Annotated in this window: 24 protein-coding genes and 2 pseudogenes; 7 read left to right on the top strand and 19 right to left on the bottom strand. The window is 55.2% G+C overall.

All coding sequences use genetic code 11. The features are described 5' to 3' along the window. Nucleotides 1-15: 15 nt before the first annotated feature. On the bottom strand, nucleotides 16-138 hold the full coding sequence (locus tag B3M52_RS16690) for a hypothetical protein (RefSeq protein ID WP_256713578.1): 123 nt from the start codon (nucleotides 136-138) through the stop codon (nucleotides 16-18). 183 nt (nucleotides 139-321) lie between these two features. Here B3M52_RS16690 and B3M52_RS16685 point away from each other — a divergent pair, with 183 nt between their 5' ends. After that, on the top strand, nucleotides 322-561 hold the full coding sequence (locus B3M52_RS16685) for a type II toxin-antitoxin system ParD family antitoxin (protein WP_041334363.1): 240 nt from the start codon (nucleotides 322-324) through the stop codon (nucleotides 559-561). After that, nucleotides 561-857 carry a type II toxin-antitoxin system RelE/ParE family toxin gene (locus tag B3M52_RS16680; RefSeq protein ID WP_075195388.1) on the top strand — a complete coding sequence of 99 codons (297 nt, stop codon included), beginning with the start codon at nucleotides 561-563 and terminating at the stop codon, nucleotides 855-857. The genes B3M52_RS16685 and B3M52_RS16680 overlap by 1 nt, the downstream gene beginning before the upstream one ends. 17 nt (nucleotides 858-874) lie before the next feature. Here the strand turns inward: B3M52_RS16680 and B3M52_RS16675 are convergent, their stop codons facing one another. Further along, complete coding sequence (locus B3M52_RS16675) at nucleotides 875-1,516, bottom strand: DUF2959 domain-containing protein (protein ID WP_075195555.1); 642 nt, start codon at nucleotides 1,514-1,516, stop codon at nucleotides 875-877. Between the two features lie 147 nt (nucleotides 1,517-1,663). After that, nucleotides 1,664-2,347, bottom strand: a complete 684-nt coding sequence (locus B3M52_RS16670; protein WP_075195387.1) for a winged helix-turn-helix transcriptional regulator — start codon at nucleotides 2,345-2,347, stop codon at nucleotides 1,664-1,666. A 144-nt stretch (nucleotides 2,348-2,491) separates the two neighbouring features. Between B3M52_RS16670 and B3M52_RS16665 the strand changes: the two genes are divergently transcribed. Together B3M52_RS16665 and B3M52_RS16660 are read left to right on the top strand one after the other, a co-directional pair. After that, on the top strand, nucleotides 2,492-3,430 hold the full coding sequence (locus tag B3M52_RS16665) for a carbon-nitrogen hydrolase family protein (protein ID WP_075195386.1): 939 nt from the start codon (nucleotides 2,492-2,494) through the stop codon (nucleotides 3,428-3,430). Nucleotides 3,431-3,466: 36 nt separating this feature from the next. Next, the gene (locus B3M52_RS16660; protein WP_075195385.1) at nucleotides 3,467-3,901 is read left to right on the top strand and encodes a GFA family protein; all 435 of its coding nucleotides are present in this window, start codon (nucleotides 3,467-3,469) and stop codon (nucleotides 3,899-3,901) included. A 67-nt stretch (nucleotides 3,902-3,968) separates the two neighbouring features. Here B3M52_RS16660 and B3M52_RS16655 read toward each other — a convergent pair whose 3' ends face one another. Further along, nucleotides 3,969-5,054: an aldo/keto reductase gene (locus B3M52_RS16655; protein WP_075195384.1), complete on the bottom strand. Its 1,086-nt coding sequence runs from the start codon at nucleotides 5,052-5,054 to the stop codon at nucleotides 3,969-3,971. A 169-nt stretch (nucleotides 5,055-5,223) separates the two neighbouring features. Between B3M52_RS16655 and B3M52_RS16650 the strand changes: the two genes are divergently transcribed. Further along, nucleotides 5,224-6,183, top strand: a complete 960-nt coding sequence (locus B3M52_RS16650; RefSeq protein ID WP_228712284.1) for an AraC family transcriptional regulator — start codon at nucleotides 5,224-5,226, stop codon at nucleotides 6,181-6,183. 12 nt (nucleotides 6,184-6,195) lie between these two features. Here B3M52_RS16650 and B3M52_RS16645 read toward each other — a convergent pair whose 3' ends face one another. The 10 genes from B3M52_RS16645 to B3M52_RS16600 all read right to left on the bottom strand — a co-directional run bounded on the left by B3M52_RS16645 (nucleotide 6,196) and on the right by B3M52_RS16600 (nucleotide 14,719). Further along, complete coding sequence (locus B3M52_RS16645; protein WP_075195383.1) at nucleotides 6,196-6,513, bottom strand: antibiotic biosynthesis monooxygenase family protein; 318 nt, start codon at nucleotides 6,511-6,513, stop codon at nucleotides 6,196-6,198. A 35-nt stretch (nucleotides 6,514-6,548) separates the two neighbouring features. After that, a complete protein-coding gene (locus B3M52_RS16640; protein WP_075195382.1) occupies nucleotides 6,549-7,115 on the bottom strand; it encodes a GNAT family N-acetyltransferase in 567 nt (188 codons plus the stop codon). 13 nt (nucleotides 7,116-7,128) lie between these two features. Further along, on the bottom strand, nucleotides 7,129-7,527 hold the full coding sequence (locus B3M52_RS16635; protein WP_075195381.1) for a YciI family protein: 399 nt from the start codon (nucleotides 7,525-7,527) through the stop codon (nucleotides 7,129-7,131). Nucleotides 7,528-7,725: 198 nt separating this feature from the next. Continuing rightward, nucleotides 7,726-8,469: a hypothetical protein gene (locus B3M52_RS16630; RefSeq protein WP_075195380.1), complete on the bottom strand. Its 744-nt coding sequence runs from the start codon at nucleotides 8,467-8,469 to the stop codon at nucleotides 7,726-7,728. A 56-nt stretch (nucleotides 8,470-8,525) separates the two neighbouring features. Next, entirely contained in the window at nucleotides 8,526-9,680 is a 1,155-nt protein-coding gene (locus B3M52_RS16625; protein WP_127402282.1) for a DUF805 domain-containing protein, read from the bottom strand. Further along, a complete protein-coding gene (locus B3M52_RS16620) occupies nucleotides 9,677-11,377 on the bottom strand; it encodes an Hsp70 family protein (protein WP_075195378.1) in 1,701 nt (566 codons plus the stop codon). The genes B3M52_RS16625 and B3M52_RS16620 overlap by 4 nt, the downstream gene beginning before the upstream one ends. A 313-nt stretch (nucleotides 11,378-11,690) precedes the next feature. Beyond that, nucleotides 11,691-12,644: a trypsin-like serine peptidase gene (locus B3M52_RS16615; RefSeq protein ID WP_075195377.1), complete on the bottom strand. Its 954-nt coding sequence runs from the start codon at nucleotides 12,642-12,644 to the stop codon at nucleotides 11,691-11,693. A gap of 301 nt (nucleotides 12,645-12,945) precedes the next feature. Further along, the gene (locus B3M52_RS16610; RefSeq protein WP_075195376.1) at nucleotides 12,946-13,452 is read right to left on the bottom strand and encodes a GNAT family N-acetyltransferase; all 507 of its coding nucleotides are present in this window, start codon (nucleotides 13,450-13,452) and stop codon (nucleotides 12,946-12,948) included. 42 nt (nucleotides 13,453-13,494) lie between these two features. Then, complete coding sequence (locus B3M52_RS16605) at nucleotides 13,495-14,010, bottom strand: GNAT family N-acetyltransferase (RefSeq protein WP_075195375.1); 516 nt, start codon at nucleotides 14,008-14,010, stop codon at nucleotides 13,495-13,497. 52 nt (nucleotides 14,011-14,062) lie between these two features. Next, complete coding sequence (locus tag B3M52_RS16600) at nucleotides 14,063-14,719, bottom strand: DJ-1/PfpI family protein (protein ID WP_083637187.1); 657 nt, start codon at nucleotides 14,717-14,719, stop codon at nucleotides 14,063-14,065. Between the two features lie 143 nt (nucleotides 14,720-14,862). Here B3M52_RS16600 and B3M52_RS20035 point away from each other — a divergent pair. Next, nucleotides 14,863-14,958: pseudogene (locus tag B3M52_RS20035) on the top strand (IS110 family transposase); the annotation flags it as partial. Nucleotides 14,959-14,961: 3 nt separating this feature from the next. Here B3M52_RS20035 and B3M52_RS16595 read toward each other — a convergent pair. The 4 genes and pseudogenes from B3M52_RS16595 to B3M52_RS16580 form a co-directional block, all read right to left on the bottom strand. Continuing rightward, complete coding sequence (locus B3M52_RS16595; protein WP_226909964.1) at nucleotides 14,962-15,261, bottom strand: antibiotic biosynthesis monooxygenase family protein; 300 nt, start codon at nucleotides 15,259-15,261, stop codon at nucleotides 14,962-14,964. A gap of 122 nt (nucleotides 15,262-15,383) precedes the next feature. After that, nucleotides 15,384-15,665, bottom strand: a complete 282-nt coding sequence (locus B3M52_RS16590) for a type II toxin-antitoxin system RelE/ParE family toxin (protein ID WP_075195373.1) — start codon at nucleotides 15,663-15,665, stop codon at nucleotides 15,384-15,386. Beyond that, a complete protein-coding gene (locus B3M52_RS16585; protein ID WP_075195372.1) occupies nucleotides 15,662-15,934 on the bottom strand; it encodes a CopG family ribbon-helix-helix protein in 273 nt (90 codons plus the stop codon). The genes B3M52_RS16590 and B3M52_RS16585 overlap by 4 nt, the downstream gene beginning before the upstream one ends. A 347-nt stretch (nucleotides 15,935-16,281) precedes the next feature. Continuing rightward, a pseudogene (locus tag B3M52_RS16580) lies at nucleotides 16,282-16,788 on the bottom strand (AMP-binding enzyme); the annotation flags it as partial. Between the two features lie 108 nt (nucleotides 16,789-16,896). On the opposite strand from B3M52_RS16580, the gene B3M52_RS16575 reads away from it, so the two are divergent. Next, entirely contained in the window at nucleotides 16,897-21,048 is a 4,152-nt protein-coding gene (locus B3M52_RS16575; RefSeq protein WP_127402280.1) for a hypothetical protein, read from the top strand. Between the two features lie 122 nt (nucleotides 21,049-21,170). Here the strand turns inward: B3M52_RS16575 and B3M52_RS16570 are convergent, their stop codons facing one another. After that, nucleotides 21,171-22,853, bottom strand: coding sequence for an AMP-binding protein (locus tag B3M52_RS16570; protein ID WP_227662381.1), 1,683 nt, complete (start codon nucleotides 22,851-22,853; stop codon nucleotides 21,171-21,173). Nucleotides 22,854-22,860 lie beyond the last annotated feature (7 nt).

Below are 22,860 nucleotides of genomic sequence, written 5' to 3'. Positions count from 1 at the left end.
GTCACTTCCGGGCGATTAGGAAAACCGATCCAGAACCGACCAGTCTGGCCGGAAGTATCCCTGAGTGATCGCCAGTTTCTTACGGTAGGTTTCCTCGTCCCGCACCGGGCTCTTGGCGTAGCGGGGCGTTCCCGGCATCAGACACGAACTTGCCCCCTTTCAATATAGGAGCGCAGCTTTGTGGAGGCCGTCGAAGGCACCTTCGACACTTTGTCGCTCTGACTCTGCGGGTGGCGGTGATAAGGGAGGCATCGCACGGATTGAAATGCACCCCAGTCTAGATCAAAATATACCAATTATTGGTACCAGTGAGGTGTCACGATGCAAAAGAATACCAGCATCACTTTAGGCCAACACTTTGATGCGTTCATTACAGAACAGCTCAAAAATGGCCGATACAGCTCGACCAGCGAAGTTGTACGTGCAGGGTTGCGCCTGCTTGAAGAGTCTGAAACCCGTCTGACAACACTCCGAAAACTACTTAAGGAAGGAGAGGACAGTGGTTTTGAAGACTACTCCTACGATTCATTCATTCAGGAGCTGGATAGCGAAAAACGGTAATGCCAAACTTCAAGCTTTCCAGGAAGGCCAAAGCTGATCTTAGATCGATTGCACTTTACACGGAACGTAAATGGGGTCGAGATCAACGAAATCATTACCTCCTTCAGTTCGACCAGTGTTTCCACCTCCTGGGCGAAAACCCGAACCTGGGGCGGGCCTGCCACGAAATCAGCCCTGGCTATCAGCAATACCCTCAGAGCAGCCATATCATTTTTTATCGGTTAGCTGCAGACGGTACAACTGAAATTATCCGGATCCTTCATAAGCGCATGTTGCCCGAGGGGCATTTGCTATAGGGCTTCGTCGCTCTGACTTACTGACGAAAACGCCGGATAAACGCCTCGGATTCCGCAATCGACTGCTCCATATTGCGAATCAGCGCATCCACGTCCTGGCGGATACCCACCAGCTCATTCTCCAGCGAGCCGATCGCCTGGGCGTTCAGATTGTGCTTGAGATACAGCACCTGATCCTGAAATGCCTCCAGTACCGGGTCCATGCGCTCCTCGGCATCGTGCATGCGGCTGATCAACTGGCTGTACTGGGTGCGGGTTTCATCAAGCTGTTGTTCGCTGCTGCGGCGCAGGGAGTCGCTTTCGTATTCACCGAGTTCGTCTTCCCATTCATCGAAGAGGGCTTCTGCAACGTCTTCCACCTTGTCGATACGGTCACGGACATCTTCCGCGCTGGACTTGCTGTCTTCGTAGGCATCGCTGATCTCGGCGTAGCGCTCCTTGAGATCGGTATCCGGCGTGTCCACCACGCTCTGGAAACGTTCAAGGGACGAGCGGAACGTCTCCTGGGCATCGTTCTGGCTGTCCCGCGCGTTTTCCACCCGGTCCACCAGGATGTCGCGCTTTTCAAAGCCGAGCTTTTCCATGGTGTTGTAGTACAGCGAGGAACAACCGCCCAGCAGCGCGACACTAAGTAACACCAGCCAAAGCCGCCGTGTCATGGATGGCATTATTGAACTGACAGTGACTGGGGTGGACATAGGGTCGTCTCCGGTTGGGGCATAGGTGCGAACCCGGAAAGTGAAGCATGGCGATGGTGCAATGACAAGCTACTGCCAGCTATCGCCATGGCTCGGGACGCGCTGGGGTTATTTTACCGGGGCTTTACTGGACGCAAACACACTCCGCCCCAACCACCGCCATAGGTCCAGGGTATCCCGCCTGCCGCCACGCACAAGTAGCCGGTGCGACTGCTGCTCGGCATCCGGGTCACTGTCGCCGGTCCAGATTTCGGTCAGGCTGGCGACGCTGGCCTCCACTACCAGGGTCAGTTCGTGGCCCGGGTCTTCACGGCACAGATCGATCTCGCCGTTGGCAACCACCAGCCACCAGTGCCGTTCCCGGTGCCGGGCATCGTTCAGGAAAAAGTGGATGACCACTTTGCGATCGGAAGGGAATTCGTCAATGTGTGCGAAACGGCGGATATCCCACATCAGGAAACCGGCATCGAGCTGGTTTGCCTGCAAGCGGCTGCCAATCCATCTCGCTCCCCAGTGACCAATGGCCAGGATGATCGGGCGCAGCTCCTCACCCGCCGGTGTAAGCACATACTCCTGGTTGTTGCCCTCCTGCACGCGTCGAAGCACCCCCACTTCCTCCAGCTTTTTCAGGCGCTGAGCCAGGAGCGTTGCCGACATTCTTGGCAACCCCCGCCGGATTTCATTGAAGTGTGTGCTGCCACACAGCAGCTCCCTCACCACCAGCGGTGTCCAGCGTTCCCCGAGTATTTCCGAACCCCGGGCAACGGTGCAGAACTGTCCATAGTTGGTCATGGGCTTTGGCTCCCTGGGCGGCGTGAGTGCCCCGAACTTTCATCCTAGCCCTTTTTCGCATGGCTGGCGCTCCATTTTCTGGACTATCGCCTGCACCCGGCCGGGGGGATAGTGATTTCAGACACCACGGGAAAGGGGAATACCATGATCAAGCTCGCCATCATTCAGGAACCACCGGTCTTTCTGGACCGGGAAAAGACCATCGCAAGGGCAGTGCAATTGGTGCAGGACGCCGCCAACCAGGGAGCCCGGCTGATCGTTTTCTCGGAAGCCTTCATCCCCGGTTATCCCGTCTGGATATGGCGGCTGAAACCGGGCGGTGATTGGGGGCTCTCGGAGCAGTTGCACCGGCGACTGCTGGACAACGCTGTCCAGCTTGGTTCTGACCAGTTGCGGCCCCTGCTGGAGGTCGCCAAGGAAATGCAGGTGACCATCGTGTGCGGCATCGACGAACGCGACGAAGACACCAGCCGCGCCACCCTCTACAACTCGGTAATCACCATCAGCCCCGAGGGCACGGTGCAGAACTGCCACCGCAAACTCATGCCCACCAACCCGGAACGCATGGTATGGGGCTTCGGCGATGCCAGCGGGATGAAAGTCACCGACACCCCCGTTGGCCGGGTCGGGTCACTGGTGTGCTGGGAAAACTACATGCCACTGGCGCGCTACGCACTGTTCGCCCAGGGCATCGATATATACATCGCCCCCACCTACGACAGCGGCGACCGCTGGGTTCGCACCCTTCAGCACATTGCCAGGGAAGGCGGGTGCTGGGTGCTCGGCGCCGGTAATGTGCTACGCACGAGCGATCTGCCCGATGACTTTCCGGAGGTTGACCGCCTGTATCCGGACAAGGAAGAATGGATTAACTGTGGTGATTCCGTGGTCATTTCGCCCGCCGGGGAAATCGTAGCCGGCCCCCTGCGAAAGGAGACCGGCCTCCTGCTGGCAGACATTGATGTCACCGAAGTGAACGCGGCAAGGCGCAGCCTTGATATCGTCGGCCACTACGCCCGGCCGGACATCTTCTCACTGCAAGTGAACACCCGGCCGCAAAGGCCGGTCAGCTTCAATGAATAGGGAGACAAGTGACGGAATCAATGAGGGGGATGTGTCATGAACGAAGAAAAGGTCTACCACGGAAGCTGTTTTTGCGGGGCGGTCCAGTTAACCGTCAGGGGTAATCCGGAAGCCATGGGCTACTGCCATTGCGAATCCTGCCGGCACTGGTCGGCCAGCCCGGTGAACGCATTCACCCTATGGAAGCCGGACGCTGTTTCCATCCAACAGGGCTCAGACAACATTGGCACCTACAACAAGACACCGGGAAGCAGCCGTAAATGGTGCAAAACCTGTGGCGGTCACCTGTTCACCGAGCACCCTTCCATGGGGCTGACGGATGTCTACGCTGGGATCATTCCGGAGTTCCCCTATGAGCCCGGTGTGCATGTTCACTATCAGGAGGCTGTGCTGCGAATCCGCGATGGCCTTCCGAAACTGAAGGATGTGCCTTCGGAAATGGGTGGTAGTGGGGTCGAGGTGGCTGAATAGGCGGAGTCTAACTGCTTTCAAGTAAAACAGCCTGCCCCGACCTGTAACGCCGGGGCAGCGCCGCATATCACGCCTTCATATGCGCCCGATACTCCCCCTGTCGCTCCAGCATCCAGCCCGGATACTCCGTCGGTAGGCGGCTGACCTCATCCAGGGCTGCCAGTTCGTCGGCTGAGAACCGGACCTGTGCCGCCAGGAGATTGTCCCGCAACTGGTCTACCCGCTTGGCCCCGACAATCACACTGGTTACGGCGTTCTGGTGCAGCAGCCAGGCAAGCGCAATCTGAGCCACACTGACGGGCTGGTCGTCGACCTTCTTGCTGATGGCGATCTCCCGCATCACGGCGATGACAGCACTGCCACGCTCCCGGTTGACAGGCGGGAAATCAAACTTGGCGCGCCGGCTCTCCTCGGAGACGTCCGGCCCCTCGTACTTGCCGGAGAGGTAGCCGCCCGCCAGTGGGCTCCACACCATCAGGCCGATGTTTTCGGACTCCAGCATGGGGATCACTTCCCGTTCGAGATCCCGGCCCACGAGGGTGTAGTAAGCCTGCAGTGACAGAATCGGGCACAGGCGGCGGGTGCGTGTAATGCCAACGGCTTTCATCACCTGCCAGGCGGCCCAGTTCGACAGGCCGACGTAACGGACGTGGCCGTGTTGCACCAGGGAATTCAGCGCCTCCAGGGTCTCCTCTATCGGCGTGGCCGGGTCGAAGCCGTGGATCTGATACAGGTCGATGTAGTCGGTTTGCAGTCGCTGCAGGCTGGCCTTGCACTCGCTCATGATGTGGCCACGGGAGGCACCACGGGCGTTGGGGCCTTCACCCATAGGGCCGAGCACCTTGGTGGCCAGTACGACATCTTCGCGGCGAACGTTCAGATTCTTCAGGGACTGCCCCACGATGCGTTCACTGGCACCACCACCGTACACGTTGGCGGTATCGATAAAGTTGATGCCCGCCTCCAAGGCCGTCTTCATCAGCTGATCGGCCTGTTCCTGCTGCAACTGGCCGATCAGCCCCCACATGTCGTCCCCGCCGCCGAAGGTCATGGTGCCCAGGCACAGTTCCGATACAAACAGCCCCGAGTTGCCTAGCGTCCGCAGGCGCAGGGGTGCGTCATGGGTGGATTGGGGTAAGTTGGGAGTTGTCATAGCCGATCACCTCTTCGTTATGGATGAACCTGCCGGAGCAGGGCCGTGGGTTCATACTAGGCGACGCACGGCCAATCGAGCTGGCGGAAACTCTCAGAGGATTGCACAATCCTCGCAACCTGATATCAGCCTGGGGATGCCCCTGCTGAAGTGCGGCGCCGGACAGTCTATGATCCCATCAGAACAGGAGACCGCCATGACCGCCCAGCCCAACGTCATACCAATGCAACCGGACAACCCATCCCTGAGCCGGCTCCGTGATCTTGTCGAGCAGCAATGGCAGACCCATGGCCCGGAGAGCGCGATCGACGGTTTACGCCTGACCCACGCCCTGGAACCCAGCGGCACCATCCGAGCCCTTTATCAGACCTCGTTCTGCATCGTATTGCAGGGGGCCAAGGTAACGGCGGTTGGGGAGTCGGCTTTTCATTATCGCCAGGGCGAGTGCCTGCTGGCGTCCGTCAATGTGCCAGTGAACTCCCGGATCGTGCAGGCCTCCCCCGATAAGCCGTATCTGGCGCTGAGCCTGTCGATTGATCCGGCGATGATTTCCGAGCTGCTGGTGACCCATCCGGAAATGGCGTATCGGGGCCCAAAACAACCGGCACTGGTCACGGCCGGGATGCCGGATGACCTGTACGATCCTGTCATTCGCCTGCTCCGGTTGCTTGATCAACCGGACGATCGTGAAGTTCTGGAGCCGCTTGTCCGTCGGGAAATCTGTTGGCGTATATTGCGTTCGCCGCTGGGGCCGGCTCTGCAGCAGATCGGCCTGAAGGACAGCGACACCGCCCGCATTGGCCGGGTAACGGCCTGGATGCAGGCGAACTACCAACAGCCCTTCCGGGTGGCCGAGCTGGCGGCAATGGCGAGTATGAGCCCGGCGACCTTCCACCGGCATTTCAAGAGCATCACCCGTTTAACGCCTGTGCAGTTCCAAAAGTTGGTGCGCCTGCAGGAAGCCCGGCGGCTGTTGTTAAGCGATCAGGAAGTGGCGAGTGTTGGCTACCAGGTCGGCTATGAAAGTCCGTCCCAGTTCAGCCGCGATTACCGCAAACTGTTTGGCGCGCCACCGGGCCGGGACAAGGCCGTGATGCGTTCCAGTGTGGCGATTGAGAGTGGTGTATGAGGGGGGCGCCGGTCAAATACCGTACTCCCGCTCAACCTTCGCAACCCGCACCCGGAAACTGGAATACCATTGCTGATGGCCGCGCCGCTGGGCCTCCTGATGCTCCGCGTTCTGCTTCCAGTTGCGAATGGCCTCAAGGCTTTCCCAGTAGGACACCGTAATGCCCAGCCCCTCCCGGGCGGATTCCATACCCAGGTAGCCGGGTTGTTGTGCCGCCAATTCGGCCATTCGCTCGGCCATTTCGCCGTAGCCGTTGTCGCCCTCGGTGCGGTGGCTGGTGAAAATGACAGCATAGTAGGGCGGAGTGGGGGTGTTGGTGATTTCTGACATGGCGTGCTCCAGGGTAAGTCCAGTACAAACTGGGGCTAATGGTTAGGCTTTTCTACTTCCCACTGCTCTCGTTGCAACCGGTAAAGCACATGTGGCCGCAACGGGCTACTCTCGGGCAAACTGGGATGTTCAAACTCGCCACTGTACGTCATGCCGATGCGCTCCATGACACCGCGTGATCGCAGATTGCCAACGGTGGCAAAGGAGACAATTTCAGAAAGCCCCAGCTGTTGAAACCCCATATCCAGGGCACCGCGAGCAGCTTCTGACGCATAGCCATTCCCCCAGTGGGCGAACGATAGGCGCCAACCAATCTCCACACACGGAGAAAACGGCATCGCCGCAACGGGGACGTGTAGCCCGCAAAAGCCAATAAAGGGCTCGGCGCCCTTGACTTCTACCGCCCAGAACCCCCAGCCACGTTGTTTGATGAGCGAACGAATTGTCTCCGCCATCTCGTTGCTTGCATGCCCACCCAGCGGCTCGGGGAAGAACTCCATAACCTTTGGGTCGGCGTTTAGAACGGCGAACGGCTCGAGATCACTCTCGCGCCATTGGCGCAAACGTAGTCGTTCGGTCTGAAATTCCAATAATTCTGCCATAACTGAATGAGCCTTACTCCTGACGACGGACGTTAGAAGCTGCCTCGCGGATCGCGAGGCAGAAGTTTATCGGGCGGAGCTCGATGCCCCAGCCCAACTTCTCGCCCATGCGCGCTGCCGGGTGCAGCGAGGCGAGCTTAACCGCTGCATCGAAGTCCGGCGCTTCGATGATCACCACACCGCCCACGACTTCCTTGGTTTCCGCGAACGGCCCGTCGGTGACTATCAGTTTTCCGTCCTTGAGGCGCATCGACTTTGAGTCCCAGCTCAGGCTCCCGCCCCATGTGACCTCGCCCGCCGCCTGCATCTCGGCGTCAAAGCTCTTGCACTTCTCCCCAATCTCGGCCAGCTCGTCTTTGCTCATCTTGTTGAATTTTTCTTCGTTTCCGTAGGCCAGCAGCATGTATTTCATGGTGTTTCTCCCGATTGTCGTTTCATCAAAAACCTTTAATAGGCTCATCGGGTAGTCGATCAGGCATCGCGGATTTCGACAATCGAGCGATTTTTCTCGATGCGGTAAGGAAATAAACCTGTCCCGGTTTGCCAATGATGTGCGTAACGGTTCGACCAAAACACAGGTCGAACCGGGAAAATGGGATAAGTGAATCTTTTATCCGTTGATGAAAGACTCAGACAGTTTTTCGGCACATGAGGATGTCGCATAGTCAGCGGCCGCCCTGAAGTCTTCCCCAGAGCCATCAAGAACATCCTCAGCGGGCACACCCAGCAAATCGGACTCCGATGCTTTGACTGTGCAAGTGGCACGCCATACCGCCTTCCCATCATTAGTGCGCACCAGTGTTGCATCGCTAATATAATTCAGGAAAAAAGTATTCCAGCTCAGGGGGCCGTGTGCAAAAGAGCCGTATTTAGTCCTGAACTCAAGAATGTATGGTGCATCATACTGGGAGGTCAGCCTGCTGAAATCATCAGAATCAACCGTCGGCTCCACCTTGTTGGCAAGCCTGAAGGAATAGGGCCTCTCACTGCCTACTGCGGTTATAAATTTCTCTCTCACCTCAGCTGTGAAATCCGGGATTTCATTGAATGACGTGATTCCTTTCCAGCTAGGCATGCTGTCCGGCCTTTCGGAATACCACGTCAATGTGTCGAAAAGTGCGATGTCAGGGGTAGTAAAAAGGAAGCCTGGCGTTTCTTGGATGGCAACAACTATCTCACTTGAGAATATCTTGTTTCGGCTATCTTCCATCTCAATAGACTGTGGTAATGCGCCGCAGCCCGAGAGGACTAACAACGAACAACCAAGTACACCAAGTCGCATAGTAACCATCCTATATCCTCTTTTAGTTTTATGGTTTTTCAACATAACTACTTCTGCATCAGTCAGGTGCATTTCCGCACTCTTGTTCTGTCTTCGCGATCCGAATCTGATTGCTGGATCGTGTCCGGTCAGAGCGTCAGTATCGGTATAACCCCTATGCCGACAATCAGATAGCCTCCAAGACCCCAGAGAAACCGAGGTGAGAGCTTCTTGAAGAAAACACCAAACCGCTGCGCCACGCCGTAGCGCTTTTCGTCTCCTCGGACATCCCAGAATGCTATATCGAGTGGGTCTGTGAATTTTATCCTCGGGTCTTCGTGCCGTGCGTGTTCTTTGGGTACCCCCGCAATAAAGAAAAGCAGCGTAACTGGGAAAAGAAAGCCGAAAATCAGGGTCGCAATCGGGTTTACCCCGGCATCCACGCTGCGCTTTACGGTAAAGCAGAAGAAGGAGATGGCCGCCAGCAAAGCAACGATCAGGAAAATATCTGCGTGGTAGGAGGTCCCGGGCAGCAGATTCATCACTCCCTGAACAAGGCCTAGCGTCGCGCTCGTCCCTAACACCAGCACCAGAAAAGCAAACAGCCACTCCAGCCGGGAGATACGCCCCCTCGAATTCGCCAGCAAGCGGCCAAGCCATCTCCAGCCTAAACGTTCACTGTTCTTGATTTCGCTGGCATGGGCGGCGTCCAGAAGCAGGTAAATATTGTCCATGGGCAGGCCCGGCACGTGCCGGTAGTCGTTGCTCCAGCCGAATGTGCGGTCCAATGTCAGAAGTACGGTTCGGTCCAGTGGACAGCATCGGGGGGAGGCTTCGGAGATTTTTTGCCAAAGCACATTGAGAACATAATGGCCGATGTCATCTCGAATACCCGGGAATTCGAGCAGCGGATTGTTCAGGAGCGCTTCCATCGCTTCGAGGTTTGATGTGTCCTCCGCTTTTTGAATCATGGCTGCGATTTCGTCTGCCAGGTGCCGGACCTCTCGGGCATCAACCGCCGGGCGTTCGGCCAACGCCGGCTGAGGCTCTGAGATCGGTTGCGGCTCGAGTTGGGAAGACGGCGAGGGTGTGGTTGAGGCTGCTGGCGTCGCCAATGAGGAAGCAGGATCGGCCTGCGACGGTGCCGAAATAGCCTTCAGGGCTGTCTCGTAGGCCTGGCGTAGCGTCATGAACTCGTCAGGCTTGTCCTCTGGATTGCACTCTTTTGCTCGTCGTGCGTAAGCGAGCTTGATCGTGCGCTTGTCGCTGTTCGGCTCGATGCCGAGATATTCCCAGGCGTTCACCACATTCCCCATTGTTTGCGGATAGCATCCAGGCGTTGTTCAACGGCAGTACGTATCGTGTCCACCCGTTGCGAATCCTGAGAGTCCATCGCGTTTTCCAGTTCCATGATCAGGTCGCTGATCAATTGTCTCTGTTCCCCCAGGGCTTCAGAAAACATTCGTTCCGCTTCCATCATCACCGCGATGTTGGCGCTGTCCTCCCGCGGATGAAACTTGAGCGAGTCCAGCCGCTTCAAGGCACGTTCGATATCGACGTCCGAGAGCTCGGTCGCCGTGTTGCGAATGATGAGGCGATCCTTGACCCCGGTGCTCAGAACCTCTGCCTGCACTTCGAGTATGCCGTTGATGTCGTAGGTAAAGCGGACATCCACGGCTTCCTCGGAAGCAGGTTTGGGTGGAACGGGAACGGTCATCTCGCCAATCTTGATGTTGTTTTTGACCAGTCTCTGCTCGCCCTGGTAGACATGCAGCTGAACCTGTTTCTGATGGTCAGACACCGTGTAGAAGCGGTCGACCCGACTGGCGGGAATCACGGTATTGCGCGGAATGAGCACGGAGAAAAAGCCAGTGCGAGTGCCCTGTTCCAGCGTCTGCGCCGATTCGATGCCCAGGCTGAAGGGGCAGACATCCGTCAGCACGGTATCCCGCAGAGCCTGGTTACGCTGTTTAAGAGCCGCCTGGATGCCCGCGCCCATAGCAACAACAAGGTCTGGGTCGAGATTGGCAGAAGGGATGCGCCCAAACATACGCCCGACAGCGTTCTTGATCATGGGCATGCGGGATGCCCCGCCGACAATGATGACCTCATCAAATCCTTCGCGACCCAAACCGGAGTCCCGCACCGCTCGCTCGAGTGGGGCGCGAAGACGATCAAGCAGGCCGGCGCTATATCCCAGAAAGTCATCCCGAGTGACGGTAGTTGCGAGCGACTGGCCGCCGATGGATGCCTTCACGTCAACCTGAACGTCCTCGCAAAGCGCGGCCTTGGCCTGGTCGCAGACGCGGTAGACATGTGCCCGCTCTTCCCGGCTCAGTTTCTGACTGCCAAGTTCCCACTTTGCCAGTACCCCCGCCACCAGTGCCCGGGTGAAGTCCTCACCGCCGAGGAAACTGTCGCCGCTGGTAGCGTGTACTTCCAGCAGGTCATCGAATTTCTCCAGGATGGAGACATCCAGGGTGCCGCCACCAAGATCGATCACGATAAAGGTGCTTTCGTCCCGCTGCTCGCGCAACCCATACGCCAGGGCAGCGGCCGTTGGCTCGTTTATCAGGCGTTCAACGTGCAGGCCGGCAAGCCGTGCTGCAGTGAGCGTAGCGGTACGCTGGTTATTGTTGAAGTAGGCAGGGACACTGATGATGGCTTCTTCGACGTGTTCCCCGAGAAAGGCTTCTGCATCGGCTTTGATCTGCTTGAGAACCAGCGCTGAAAGCTCTTCCGGGGAGTAGCTGTTCCCGTTCAGGGCAAGGCGTTCGGACGTGCCCATCAGCCGCTTGAATTGCGACGCCGTGGCGTGAGGGTGGGTCACCAGGCGGTCCTTGGCAGGCCGGCCCACCAGCACATTACCACTGCGGTCCACACTCACCACGGAAGGGGTAAGCCATTCGCCAAGAGCGTTCGGGATGATTACAGGTCCATCTTCTTTCCAGGCACTTGCCAAACTGTTGGTGGTGCCCAAATCAATGCCGATGACTGCCATTGAAGTTCCTTGGTTTGTGTCTTTTTAGCGGAAGAAAAATAGCAGCATTCGAAGGCCAAATGATGTTTCGGCGTTCTTTCCTTTTGGGCTGCTTGAAGTGTGCGAGGGAATTGCGGGAGGACTACGCAGATCGCTCCATGTCATGGCATATCATCCTTGAACTGGCTTCCAGGGTGTGCGTTGTTTGTTGTTTATCGGGAAATATTACATCAACGCAATGTATGAGGCCATACACCACAGCCACAACTAACAGAAGGGCCAAACCTGGCCCTTCTGTTAGTACCGTTTCCGGAAAATGGTCTTCAGTTACTGGTTACGCATCCTGATCCCGTGCATGGCGCACAAGCTTGGTTAACCAGGAACCTCCTGCGCACCAGTTTTCGTCTGAATCTTCAGCAGATACAACCGCCACAACATAGGGACCGTCGCTCCAGAAAGCGAACATCGGGCCGCCGGAATTTCCGGGCGTTATGTCCGCGTGAGTCTCCATGGATCGAGCGGGGCCGAGATCATGCCAGGGCTCATTCAGCTTCTTGTCGCGTTGAAAGGTTGGGCGCAAAGCGCTACCAATACTGCCGGGATAGCCGATATTGAACCAGTAAGGTTCGTCATCCCATGAGCTGTTGTACGTTCGCGTGCCCATCCATCCAAATAGATCGCCAATACGATCAGCCGTGACCAGAACGGCATAGTCCTCGTCAAGTTCAAACCAGCCAACGCTGCCGGTCACTTTTGTATAGAACCAGACCCGGGTGATGGCGGTGATAGCACGGACTGAACCGCCGGATCGATGAACCTCAACGGTACCTGCGCCATTTGAGCGCCAGTCGACCACATGGCTTGCCGTCAGCACATGCCTGGGGCCAACAATGACGCCCGATCCTGAGCCGGACGACGTCAGAACCTTGCAAATGGTCCCCCACGGGTAGCTGATGTCGTTGTAAATCCTGCGGTCCTCCGGATTGAAAACCGTAAGAGGCCTAAGATCCTTTCCGTTCAGAAGAACACGAGGCGGTTTTGCCAGCTTGTCCCTGCAAGGTACGGAGCTTGCCCCAAACCACTTGGGCATCATTGGCGCGGTAGGTTTTTCGTCAGACCTTGCGTCTCGTTTGGCTTCAAGCCCTTTATATTTGTAGGGCTTTGGTTCCGGCAGCAGCATGGACTGCAGGTCTTTCGGTATTGTGCCCTTCGGACTTCTGTCGAAACGTTCGGCAACCTGGGAGGCAGAGAGAGGTGATTCATCATTCGCTTTATCTTTGCTAGCCATTTTGAAGTTCCTTTTTCAATGCTAAACGATGGCTTCCAGCGCCAGACGAGGCCAGCGCTGAACCTGCCCCGGTTCTGTATGCATCCAGCAAAAACCGACGATGACCAGCGCAGCAACACCGCCTTGTGAATCTCCGGGGGCAAGACTCTCCAGCTCGAATCAGAGTCACTAGTTAGTTTAGGTCTTTAGGGTGGGTGGTCAAAGTTTGTACAGGTCAAGGCTCTTCCAGTAAGACGCAGTAATGCCCAGATTCTCTCAGGCCGATCCAATACCCAAGAAGCCCAGTTGGTGGGTAGCTAACTCAACCATTTGCCCAGCCCTTGTTTGACATCCAGTCGGGGGCCGGTCGTGTGACGGCCGTCGCGCCAAACGCTTCTACCAGCCTCGCTATGCGTGAGTTTGCGCCGACCGTGCCACCATAGATTGTATGCAGTTGCAGCGAGTTAAAGCCAAACACCGCCAAGGCTTGCATGACCTCCAAGGCATACGTGTATCGCCCCCAGTATTCCGGCGCTAGTTCGATTCCCAATTCCGCAGTTCCTGCTTCCGCATTCGCACATCGCAGCCCACAGCAGCCAATAAGCACTTGGGGGGCGTCCCGTAAAATGATGGCGAGTTGATAGTTCAGCCGTGGCTGCTCAGCCGCCCATGCCTTGAATAGGTCAATGAGCTCGCGAGCATGCTCGGGATTGGCTTGCTCGGCCCCATAGAATTCCTGAGAGCGAGGATCGTTGTGGTATGCCTCAAAAGCGGCCGTATCCCCATCCCCGAAATCGCGGAGAACAAACCTTCTCGTCACCAATTCCATTGTGCGCGCTCGCTTCCTTAGGGCCGGTAAGGGCTATGTGGCTCAGGCACTCGCCGCATGGCGTTTGCGGTAAATGATAACGTCCCAGCCACGGTATTTGGTGCGGGTATCAATTCTGAACCCCACCTTCTCCGCCACACCAGCAGAAACGACGTGGCGGGTTGCGATGATCGCTATGATCGAGTCAATGCCACAGTGCGAGAAGCCGTACTCCAACGCCGCCTCCGCAGCCTCTGACGCCAGGCCTTGCCCCCAAACGCTTGGTGCAAGGCGATAGCCGACCTCTATTTCCTGAGCGCCATCAAGCTCTACGTGGCTCAATCCGCAGAAACCAATAACCGCCCCGGAAAGACGATCAACAACAGCCCACTGACCAAAACCATTATCCCGGTATGAGTCCAGGCACCAGTCGATAAACTGCCGGGTATCATCCTCGGTGCATGGTCCATTGGTCGAAAACTCCATGACCTTCGGGTTACCAATAATCTCCGCAAGTGCGTCCACATCACCGGATGAAAACTCACGCAGTAACAATCTGGGTGTTTCAGTTATGAGCACGCGTCTGTCCTTGATGCATTTTGTGTATGACGCCCGCGAACTGCTTCGAGCATTAGTGGTTACGACAATGGAGTCTGCTACGCCTCAAGTACGTCGGCGCATCAGGGTGTTGCTCAACCTTTCCATAACGGGTTGTAGCAGGAAAATATTCAGAACTGAACTGCACGTCACCCGCTATTTGCTCTCCGAAAGTGCGCGCGATAAACGCCAGCATGAGATCAATACCCGCCGAGATACCGGCCGATGTCCAGATACTGCCATCCTCAACAAAGCGCTCTTCTATGACCTCAACATCACCCAAGGCTCTCAGGCGTTCAAGTGACGCCCAATGGGTGGTCGCTTTTTTACCAGACAACTGGCCTGCAGCATGGAGAATGAAAGACCCGGTACACACCGATAACAGCGCCTGGCAGTGTTCAGCCTGCCGTCGCACAAAACCTGTTAGGGCTTCGTTGTAGACTTCTTTCTGCGTCCCCCGCCCACCTGGAACCAAGAGGTAGTCCAGCGGCGGGCAATCTTCGAAGGAAATATGTGGGTTAACCGACAAGTCTCTGGCACACAGGATGGGTGATTTCGATTCTGCGATAATGAAGCAGTTTTCCGGGCCGTTGGCGGAATGTGCTGCTCGGGAACCGGGGCGAACCCTCAACGCCTGAGTGTATTTGAATTGTAGAGATTGTTGATGCCAGTGGCCGCTGGGGGCCTTCATGCAGCAGCTCGATGATGGCAGGCTCCTCATTCGAGAGACCGGTAACAAGTGCGTAGCGCTGCATGACTCTCAAGCGATAACTCGAACCTTGATATCGCTCTCCAATGCGCTACGCCCAAGCCATCGGCGTGCTCGCCTACACCCTCCTCAGTGAGCTCCCGGAACTCCGATCATTGAACCGAAAAGAGATTGCAGCACTGGCACTGGTCGGTGTCGCACCTATAAACCGGGACAGCGGCCGTTTACCCCCGCTGCTCTGCCGAAAACTGATGCTCAATGACCTCATAGTGCTGCACCGAAAGGTCAGGCTCAAGCTCATAAACCTCATCCTCTGGGTACAAGCGTGCCCGCGAAATATCGTTGCCAGAAAACGCCTTGATGGACTCCAGCTTGTCCCAGTAAGTGATGAGGGTAAGTTCTATTTTGGCGGGCAATGATCGACGGAAGATTTGAGCACCGAGAAAGCCTGGTGTTGCAGACGAATCCTTGATGCCGGTTTCGTAAAGATAGCCCGTGAACCCCGCACTGTGGGCTTCAGGCACTCGGCACTTCCATTCCCTGGCGATCATAACCGCACACTCTCCCTTGCTTTGTAACGCCTTGGCTTTGCGACGTGCCGGAGCGCCAGCGTAGGCACGTCCGACAAGAGCCACTGGTTAAATGGCTATCGTTCGCCTTCTAGCTCGTGCCATACCCTTAGAATGATGATGGTACTCACATGTACGGAATAGCGGACAACGTACTTGCCAAAAACCATGTCGCGGATGGAATCAGGTACCGGCGCCAATTCAACCGGTGTTCCCATTCTGGGGAAGTCTGGGAGTAATTCGATTTTGCTAACCAGTTCTGCGGCTATCCTGCCTGCCGTAGGAGGATTGTGAACTGCGATAAACTCCCTGAGGCGCTTCAAATCTTCAATGGCTTCGTCCGTGTAAACCAGTTTCACTTACCTGACCTCGGCGCATCCTGCTCGTTTTCGGTTCCCCAACTGTTGAGCCAACCATGGACCTCGCTAGCATCAACTACCTTTCCTTGGGCGGCCGATTCCATTGCCTCTAGCGTTTGCTGCCAACGCTCCTGCTCACGCTGTTGCTTTTCAATGTATTCTGATAGCGCCTGATTAATCACCCAGCCTTTACTTCGGTGGAGTCTGCCGGCAATTACTTCCAGGTGCTGTTCAACTTCTGCCTGAAGACGAACGGTAGTGACACTCATAACTGTACCCTCAATGCGGATTACTACAAGGTATTACATCATAGTTAGCGAGGGTGCGGCAAAAGAATTTAACAGCGTGTTACACGAACGCGTTCGCATAACACGCATTCGTATAATTCCAATTGTAGCCGTCCCTTTCTGACCCAGAAAACTATTTAAAATCAAATGGTAATCGGAGTCCAAAACGGCTACCGCCGGAGTTTTTCGATCCGGTTCGTATAACTCCAGACTGCTACAGGCCCCCCGCATGATTCCGACATTTCCAAAAGCGTATACACAGAATACACCAGGCACAAACCCCAGCACATGGCTGGGGTCTGAGGTAAGAGCGGACTGGAGGAGGGGCGTTACTTCTTCAACCCCATCTCCTCAATCGAAATCTCCCGCATCTTGAACTTCTGGATCTTCCCGGTGACGGTCATCGGGAATTCGTCCACGAACTTGTAGTTCCTGGGGATCTTGAAGTGGGCTATTTTGCCTTTGCAGAATTCCCGCAGCTCGTCGCCGGTGACCGGGTCTGCGTCGGGGCGTAGTTTCACCCAGGCGATGAGCTCTTCACCGTACTTGTCGTCGGGAATGCCGGTCACCTGCACTTCCTCGATGGCGGGGTGGGTGTAGAGGAATTCCTCGATTTCTTTCGGGTAGATGTTCTCGCCGCCGCGGATGACCATGTCCTTGATGCGGCCGACAATCTGGATGTAGCCGTCTTCGTCCATGGTGGCCAGGTCGCCGGTGTGCATCCAGCCGGCGTCGTCGATGGCTTCGCGGGTTTTCTCGTCGTTGTTCCAGTACTTCAGCATTACGCTGTAGCCACGGGTGCACAGTTCGCCGATTTCGCCCCAGGATATGATGTTGTCGTTGACCTTTTTCATCACCTCCGCCGGGCAGAAGGAGTCGCAAGCTGTTTCATGTTTGTTTACATTAAATTATGTTAAGGTCGCAGCGTCAAAAGGAAATGCTTTTTGTTGTGGATTAAAGGATTGATCATAATGCTACGATTATCTTCGAAGTTTTTCGTACTGCTCGCACTGTTTTTAACTCTCCTTGGTTGTCGCGGAAACTCATCTTCAGACACGAATGCGCCTCCTGAAATCGGCCACGCCTACTTCTTGCAAAATGCGGGAGGTGATGTTGCTGTTACTGATCTTTTAGGCTCGGAAACCTACGCCCACACATCAGTGAGTGATGGTTCTGATGGCTTGAAGGTAAGTCAGTGGGCAGTGGATCTTACGGCACCTCAGTCCGAGGAACTGGTTGTTGTGAGGGTGACCGGCGGTGCCGACGTTAGCGGCCAATCATTGGCGATTTCTGAAAATGCAGAAGTGTTTGCAGTAGCCGCTGTCGAAGATGTTCGTAACGGAATCAATGTAAGTCCTTTATCTGACCTGGTGTGGCGAGTTTCGAGCGCATACCTACAAAGGTCGGAACGGTCTGACTCTGTTAACTATTTAAACTACCTCGCAGGCCTATTTCTCAAGGAAGACTTGAATGGGGATGGGGCGGTTAACCATCAAGACGTTCTCGATTTTAATCCGAATGATCCTCAGCACACGGCCAGTCTGGCTTTTGATTTTTCAACCGTATGTTGTGACATGCAGACGTATGTTGAACTCGTTCTTTCGGGCGCTTCCACCGACGAGATCGATGTGGAAATCAAAAATCTGTTTGGTGGAAGCGTTTCGTTAGCTCAGGATGAAACAATCTCCAGCCACGCGGGTATTACCGTGGTTGGTTTCGGTGCCGGGTACGTGCTGGATGAAAATGGTGAAAGGGTATACGACCCGGAGCAAATAAAAACACGCTTTCATGTCTCCAAAAGTCGTTCCAATAGTTACTATCTAACTGCCTACCCGGACTCCGGGAGCAGAATGCTGGGATGGGATGGCTGCGATAAAGTCAGTGCAGATGGGACTCGCTGTGAAATAAAGAGCTTTCTGCGCGATCGGGTCGTGGAAATCAACTTTGGATACACAGAAGTAGCCATTTCGGCTAACTATGTAGGCCTCGGGGAAGGACTCACTGGCCAAGTCTCGCCAGATAGAATAACGGTTGACCTGCCTGCTGATGAGACCCTGAAAAACCGATTGATCAACCTGTCGTCGGGTGACCAGGTATCCCTCGTAGTCAACGATAAGCCGCTCTTGGTCAGTGTGCAGGATGTTATCAGCCATGGGGACTCGGTCGAGTTTGGATATCAGCAGGCGAAACTTACTGATGTCATTCAAAAAGGAACGGGTACGTTCAGTAAGGCGTTCTCTGCGGACGATATAGAGTCGATTGAATACCCAACCTCTCCCGCCTCTCAATCAATAACTATAAAGCCCTATAAATTATTGGCCCAGTCAAGCAATGACCCGTCTGTTATTAGTTTGTCGGTAGAGCCAGCCGAAGCCAATACTAAATCAACGCTACAAGACAGTGGAACCTGGGACGTCGATGGCCAATTGCTGGAACTCTCTGGCAGCCTTGATGTGAAGTTTGAGCTCGATGTGAGCGCCTCATTCGAATATGAGGAGGGGCTTAAGTTCTTTAAGGTCTCTCCCTCCATCAGTAATGAGGCAAACATTACGCTTATGGCCAGTGGGTCTTTGAAGACTCAGAAGGGTGCAGGTGGAAATGACGTTGTACGGAGAAAGCTCGGTCGTATAAATTTTGCTAGAACGAGTTTCTTAATAGGTTTTGTGCCCGTTTATTTGAATCCCTATGTTGACGTATACCTGGGTGCGAATGGTGAGGTGACGGGACAGTTGGGACTTGAATCCAACCTGACATCGTCGGTTTTCGCTGGCATCTACTACTCAAAAGGGGTGGGGTTTGAGTATTCGAGCGGCTACAGCAGTGACTGGAGCCCCGGAGAACCCGTTGTTGAAAGCCAGGCAAGATTCCGGATGTATGTGGGCGCGCAACCTACGGTTCAGATATACGACTTAATGGGCCCCGCGATTGATATTCAGGGCTATTCCGAGATGCGATCATCGTACGACTTAACATCAGCGTGTAATGAATCGCTCACATATGGCATTTATGCGGGGCTGGAAAGCGTCTTAAAGTGGGAAACCACAGGCGGAAAAAAGTTTTTTGAGGTTGTTGGGATTACGCCTCCGGGCCTTCAAGTCAAAATCGGTTCGAAAGAAGGCAAGATTTTTGAGAATAAACTAAATATGTGCGGCCCTGCTCCTGCAGCCATGCTTGTCAACGGTAGTGGCATATCCGAAATTATTGAAGAGGGAAGCAGTGAGAATATTGTTCGAACTATTTCCGTCAAAAATGTGGGCGGGCAGTCACTGAGCTGGAGAGCGGATTACCAGGCCGACAGTTACCTGATGGTGTATCCGGACAGAGGTGAATTGGAGCCGGGTGAGACTCAAACACTCTCGATGACGTTCAATAACCAGGGCTCAAGAGAAGTTAGGGAATATAGAGATGTCGTCCAGATTTCTCAGGTAGGGAATACGTCACCTGGGGTTGCAGTACCGATTCGAAGAATCGATGTGAGCGTGGTCCCGAAAAAGATATCTCCTCCCGAGATAGTAAAGGCATTTCGGAAGTCGAACGACCCTACAAGCGCTGATATCGAGTGGTCGGTTGAGCAGGCTGATGAAGCGTTCATTCAGCGATTTGATGCGTATCTCACTGATGACCCAGTTTTGGCTCAGCAAGATGAAAACACACACGAAAATGACGCCTGGGAGAAGTTGGCGGAATTTGGGCGTACGCAAAGAGAGGCAACGGTATCCGGCTTATCCGATGAGCGGGTCTTCCTTTCGATCCAGGCGATAGGCACGAAAGGACAGGTAGTCCAAGCTAAAACGGTTGAACTCAAGGAACAGGGTGACCATGGGCTGGTTGCACAAACTGCAACGGCGGCAAAGTTTCTGACTCATGATGGCAGTTGGAACGCGGTAAATACCGATAATGCGGCGTTCGGTAATATTGATTGGAAGGGACAATACGTAGGCGGTACACCCACACGTATATTAAGTTGGCATGGACCTTCCTCAAGGTATTTTGGAGAGGAGGGCTTTTCCAGCCAGATTTATAGTGGCGGCAAGTTGTTTGCTGTGGCACCAGGGAACGTACATGGTGCCGCAATCATTGAAGATGGCGTTGGTGACGAATGGCTTGTGGCTATGGTGAATGAATCTTACACCGACACACTTTATGTTCGCCCAAATACTCTTTCCACTTCACCCGATTTATATGACGCAGGGACCAACCCTGATGGCTGGCGTGAAATACTGAGCCAGCCTCAAAATGGAGAAATTAGTGGGGGATGGTTTTTTGATCAAGCAGGCACGGCAGCTAAGTCGGTACGCTGGGTCGAAACGACGATCACAAACTGGGGCGATGAATATGACGTTTATGTCAGTGTTGTGAATAAGCTGTCTGTCGAAGTAGCGGCTTCTGAGAGGGGGGTTTTAGGCGCGAACTTGAGTTCTAATACGCAGGCAAGCTCAATGGGGTCAGCTGTGCTTGCAGTTGATTTCATCAAGTCAGAGAGCGTGGAGCTTAGACTATCGGCGGAGAGATGGTTGGAGGTCAATGGAGAATCTCTCATACCAAATACTGAATTAAAAATCATATGCTACAGTAGTCTGGATCCAGATCCGGATTGTGTTCAGTATTATCCGAAATTTGCCCATATGACCAGTTTTGGCGAATTTGGAATTGAAGCAGGAGATTACGCCGAGGACGGTGGGAATCGGATAGTCGTTGTCCACTATCTGGATCTAAGAGCCGACTTTTTGGCGTATACAGTCTCTCACGAGTTGGGAGGTGAAATGGACGGAAATTACCGTGCTCGCTTGAAAGGTAGCGTTGTCGCTAGTTCAGAGGTTGTCTCAACGCCGGGCTGGAAACCCTCTTCGGGCTATAGGAATACAGGATTTCTAGAACGTGTTGATGCCTTTACTTATGAGTGGTTTGATCGGATGGCGGCATTTGGAATGGAACCGCCCTCAGGTACTTGGGCTGTAGGACCTGGAGGTGGGGTTTTGATGTCTGAGTCCGACGGTGGTTCGCAAACTTTGAACTATATCAGTAGGGGCGGAAGTCTAATTGATTTGCTCGGAGTGACCCCTGACCAGGGACAATTCACCGTTGGGGTGAAATAGCTCACTGTTGAATCTTTTGTAAAGGCTTGCTGGCTAAGATCTAGTTCAGCGAACAGAATGGGTTACATGGATCAGTTAAAAAGCCTCCAGCTAGGGCTGGAGGCTTTTTAACGAACTGGGGTTTATGGTTTAAGCCCCATCTCCTCGATAGAAATCTCCCGCATCTTGAACTTCTGGATCTTCCCGGTGACGGTCATCGGGAATTCATCCACGAACTTGTAGTTCCTGGGGATCTTGAAGTGGGCGATTTTGCCTTTGCAGAATTCCCGCAGCTCGTCGCCGGTGACGGGGTCGGCGTCGGGGCGTAGTTTCACCCAGGCAATGAGTTCTTCGCCGTATTTGTCGTCGGGGATGCCGGTCACCTGCACTTCCTCGATGGCAGGGTGGGTGTAGAGGAATTCCTCGATTTCTTTCGGGTAGATGTTCTCGCCGCCGCGGATGACCATGTCCTTGATGCGGCCGACGATCTGGATGTAACCGTCTTCGTCCATGGTGGCCAGGTCACCGGTGTGCATCCAGCCGGCGCTATCGATGGCTTCGCGGGTTTTCTCGTCGTTGTTCCAGTACTTCAGCATCACGCTGTAGCCACGGGTGCACAGCTCGCCGATTTCGCCGCGTGGGACCACGTTGCCGTTGCCGGGGTCGACGATTTTGGTTTCCAGGTGGGGCTGGGTGCGGCCCACGGTGGTGACCTGTTTCTCGAACGGGTCCAGGGAGCTGGTCTGGGTGGACACGGGGCTGGTTTCGGTCATGCCGTAGGCAATCTGCACTTCTTTCATGTTCATCTTGCCGTTGACCTTTTTCATCACCTCTGCCGGGCAGATGGAACCAGCCATGATGCCGGTGCGCAGGGTGGAAAGGTCGTAGGTTTCGAAGTCCGGCTCGGCCAGTTCGGCGATGAACATGGTGGGCACGCCGTACAGGGCGGTGGCTTTTTCCTGGTGCACGGCCTGCAGTACGGATTTGGGCTCGAAGCCTTCACCCGGGTAGATCATGGTGGCGCCATGGGTGATGCAGCCCAGGTTGCCCATCACCATGCCGAAGCAGTGGTACAGGGGCACGGGAATGACCAGGCGGTCTTTCTCGGTGAGCAGTTGGCTCTCCGCCACAAAGTATCCGTTGTTGAGGATGTTGTGGTGGGTGAGGGTGGCGCCCTTGGGGTTACCGGTGGTGCCGGAGGTGAACTGGATGTTGATGGGGTCATCGAACTGCAGTTGGCCCTGTACCTTGTCCAGTTCTTCCTGGCTGACGTCGCTGGCGAAGCCGACAAACTCGGCCCAGGTCCACATGCCGTCGTGCTTGTCTTTGTCCAGGTTGATCACGGCGCGCAGCTCGGGCACTTTCTGGGCTTTGAGCTTGCCGGGGGTGGCGGCTTTCAGTTCGGGGGCCAGGTCGTAGACCATCTTGCGGTAGTCAGAGGCTTTGAAACTGTCTGCGGTGACCAGCACGGAGATACCGGCCAGGTTCATGGCGTAATCCAGTTCGTGCAAGCCGTAGGCCGGGTTGATGTTGACCAGGATGGCGCCCACCTTGGCGGTGGCGAACTGGGTGACGGTCCACTCGTAGCGGTTGGGGGACCAGATGCCTACGCGGTCGCCGCGTTTGACGCCGATGGCCATGAAGGCGCGGGCGGCTTCGTTGACCTTTGCCACGAACTCTTTATAGGTCCAGCGGATGTCCTGGTGCAGGGCGACCAGGGCTTCGGTGTCCGGGTATTTTTCGGCGGTGCGGTCGAGCATTGCGCCGATGGTCATGCCCAGCAGGGGTACTTCGGAGGTACCGCTGGTGTAGCTGGGAAGAGTCATGCTCATG

Source organism: Marinobacter sp. UBA2688 (assembly GCF_002352785.1).
Lineage (GTDB): Bacteria > Pseudomonadota > Gammaproteobacteria > Pseudomonadales > Oleiphilaceae > Marinobacter > Marinobacter salarius.
This window is presented reverse-complemented; position numbering and strand designations above follow the sequence as displayed.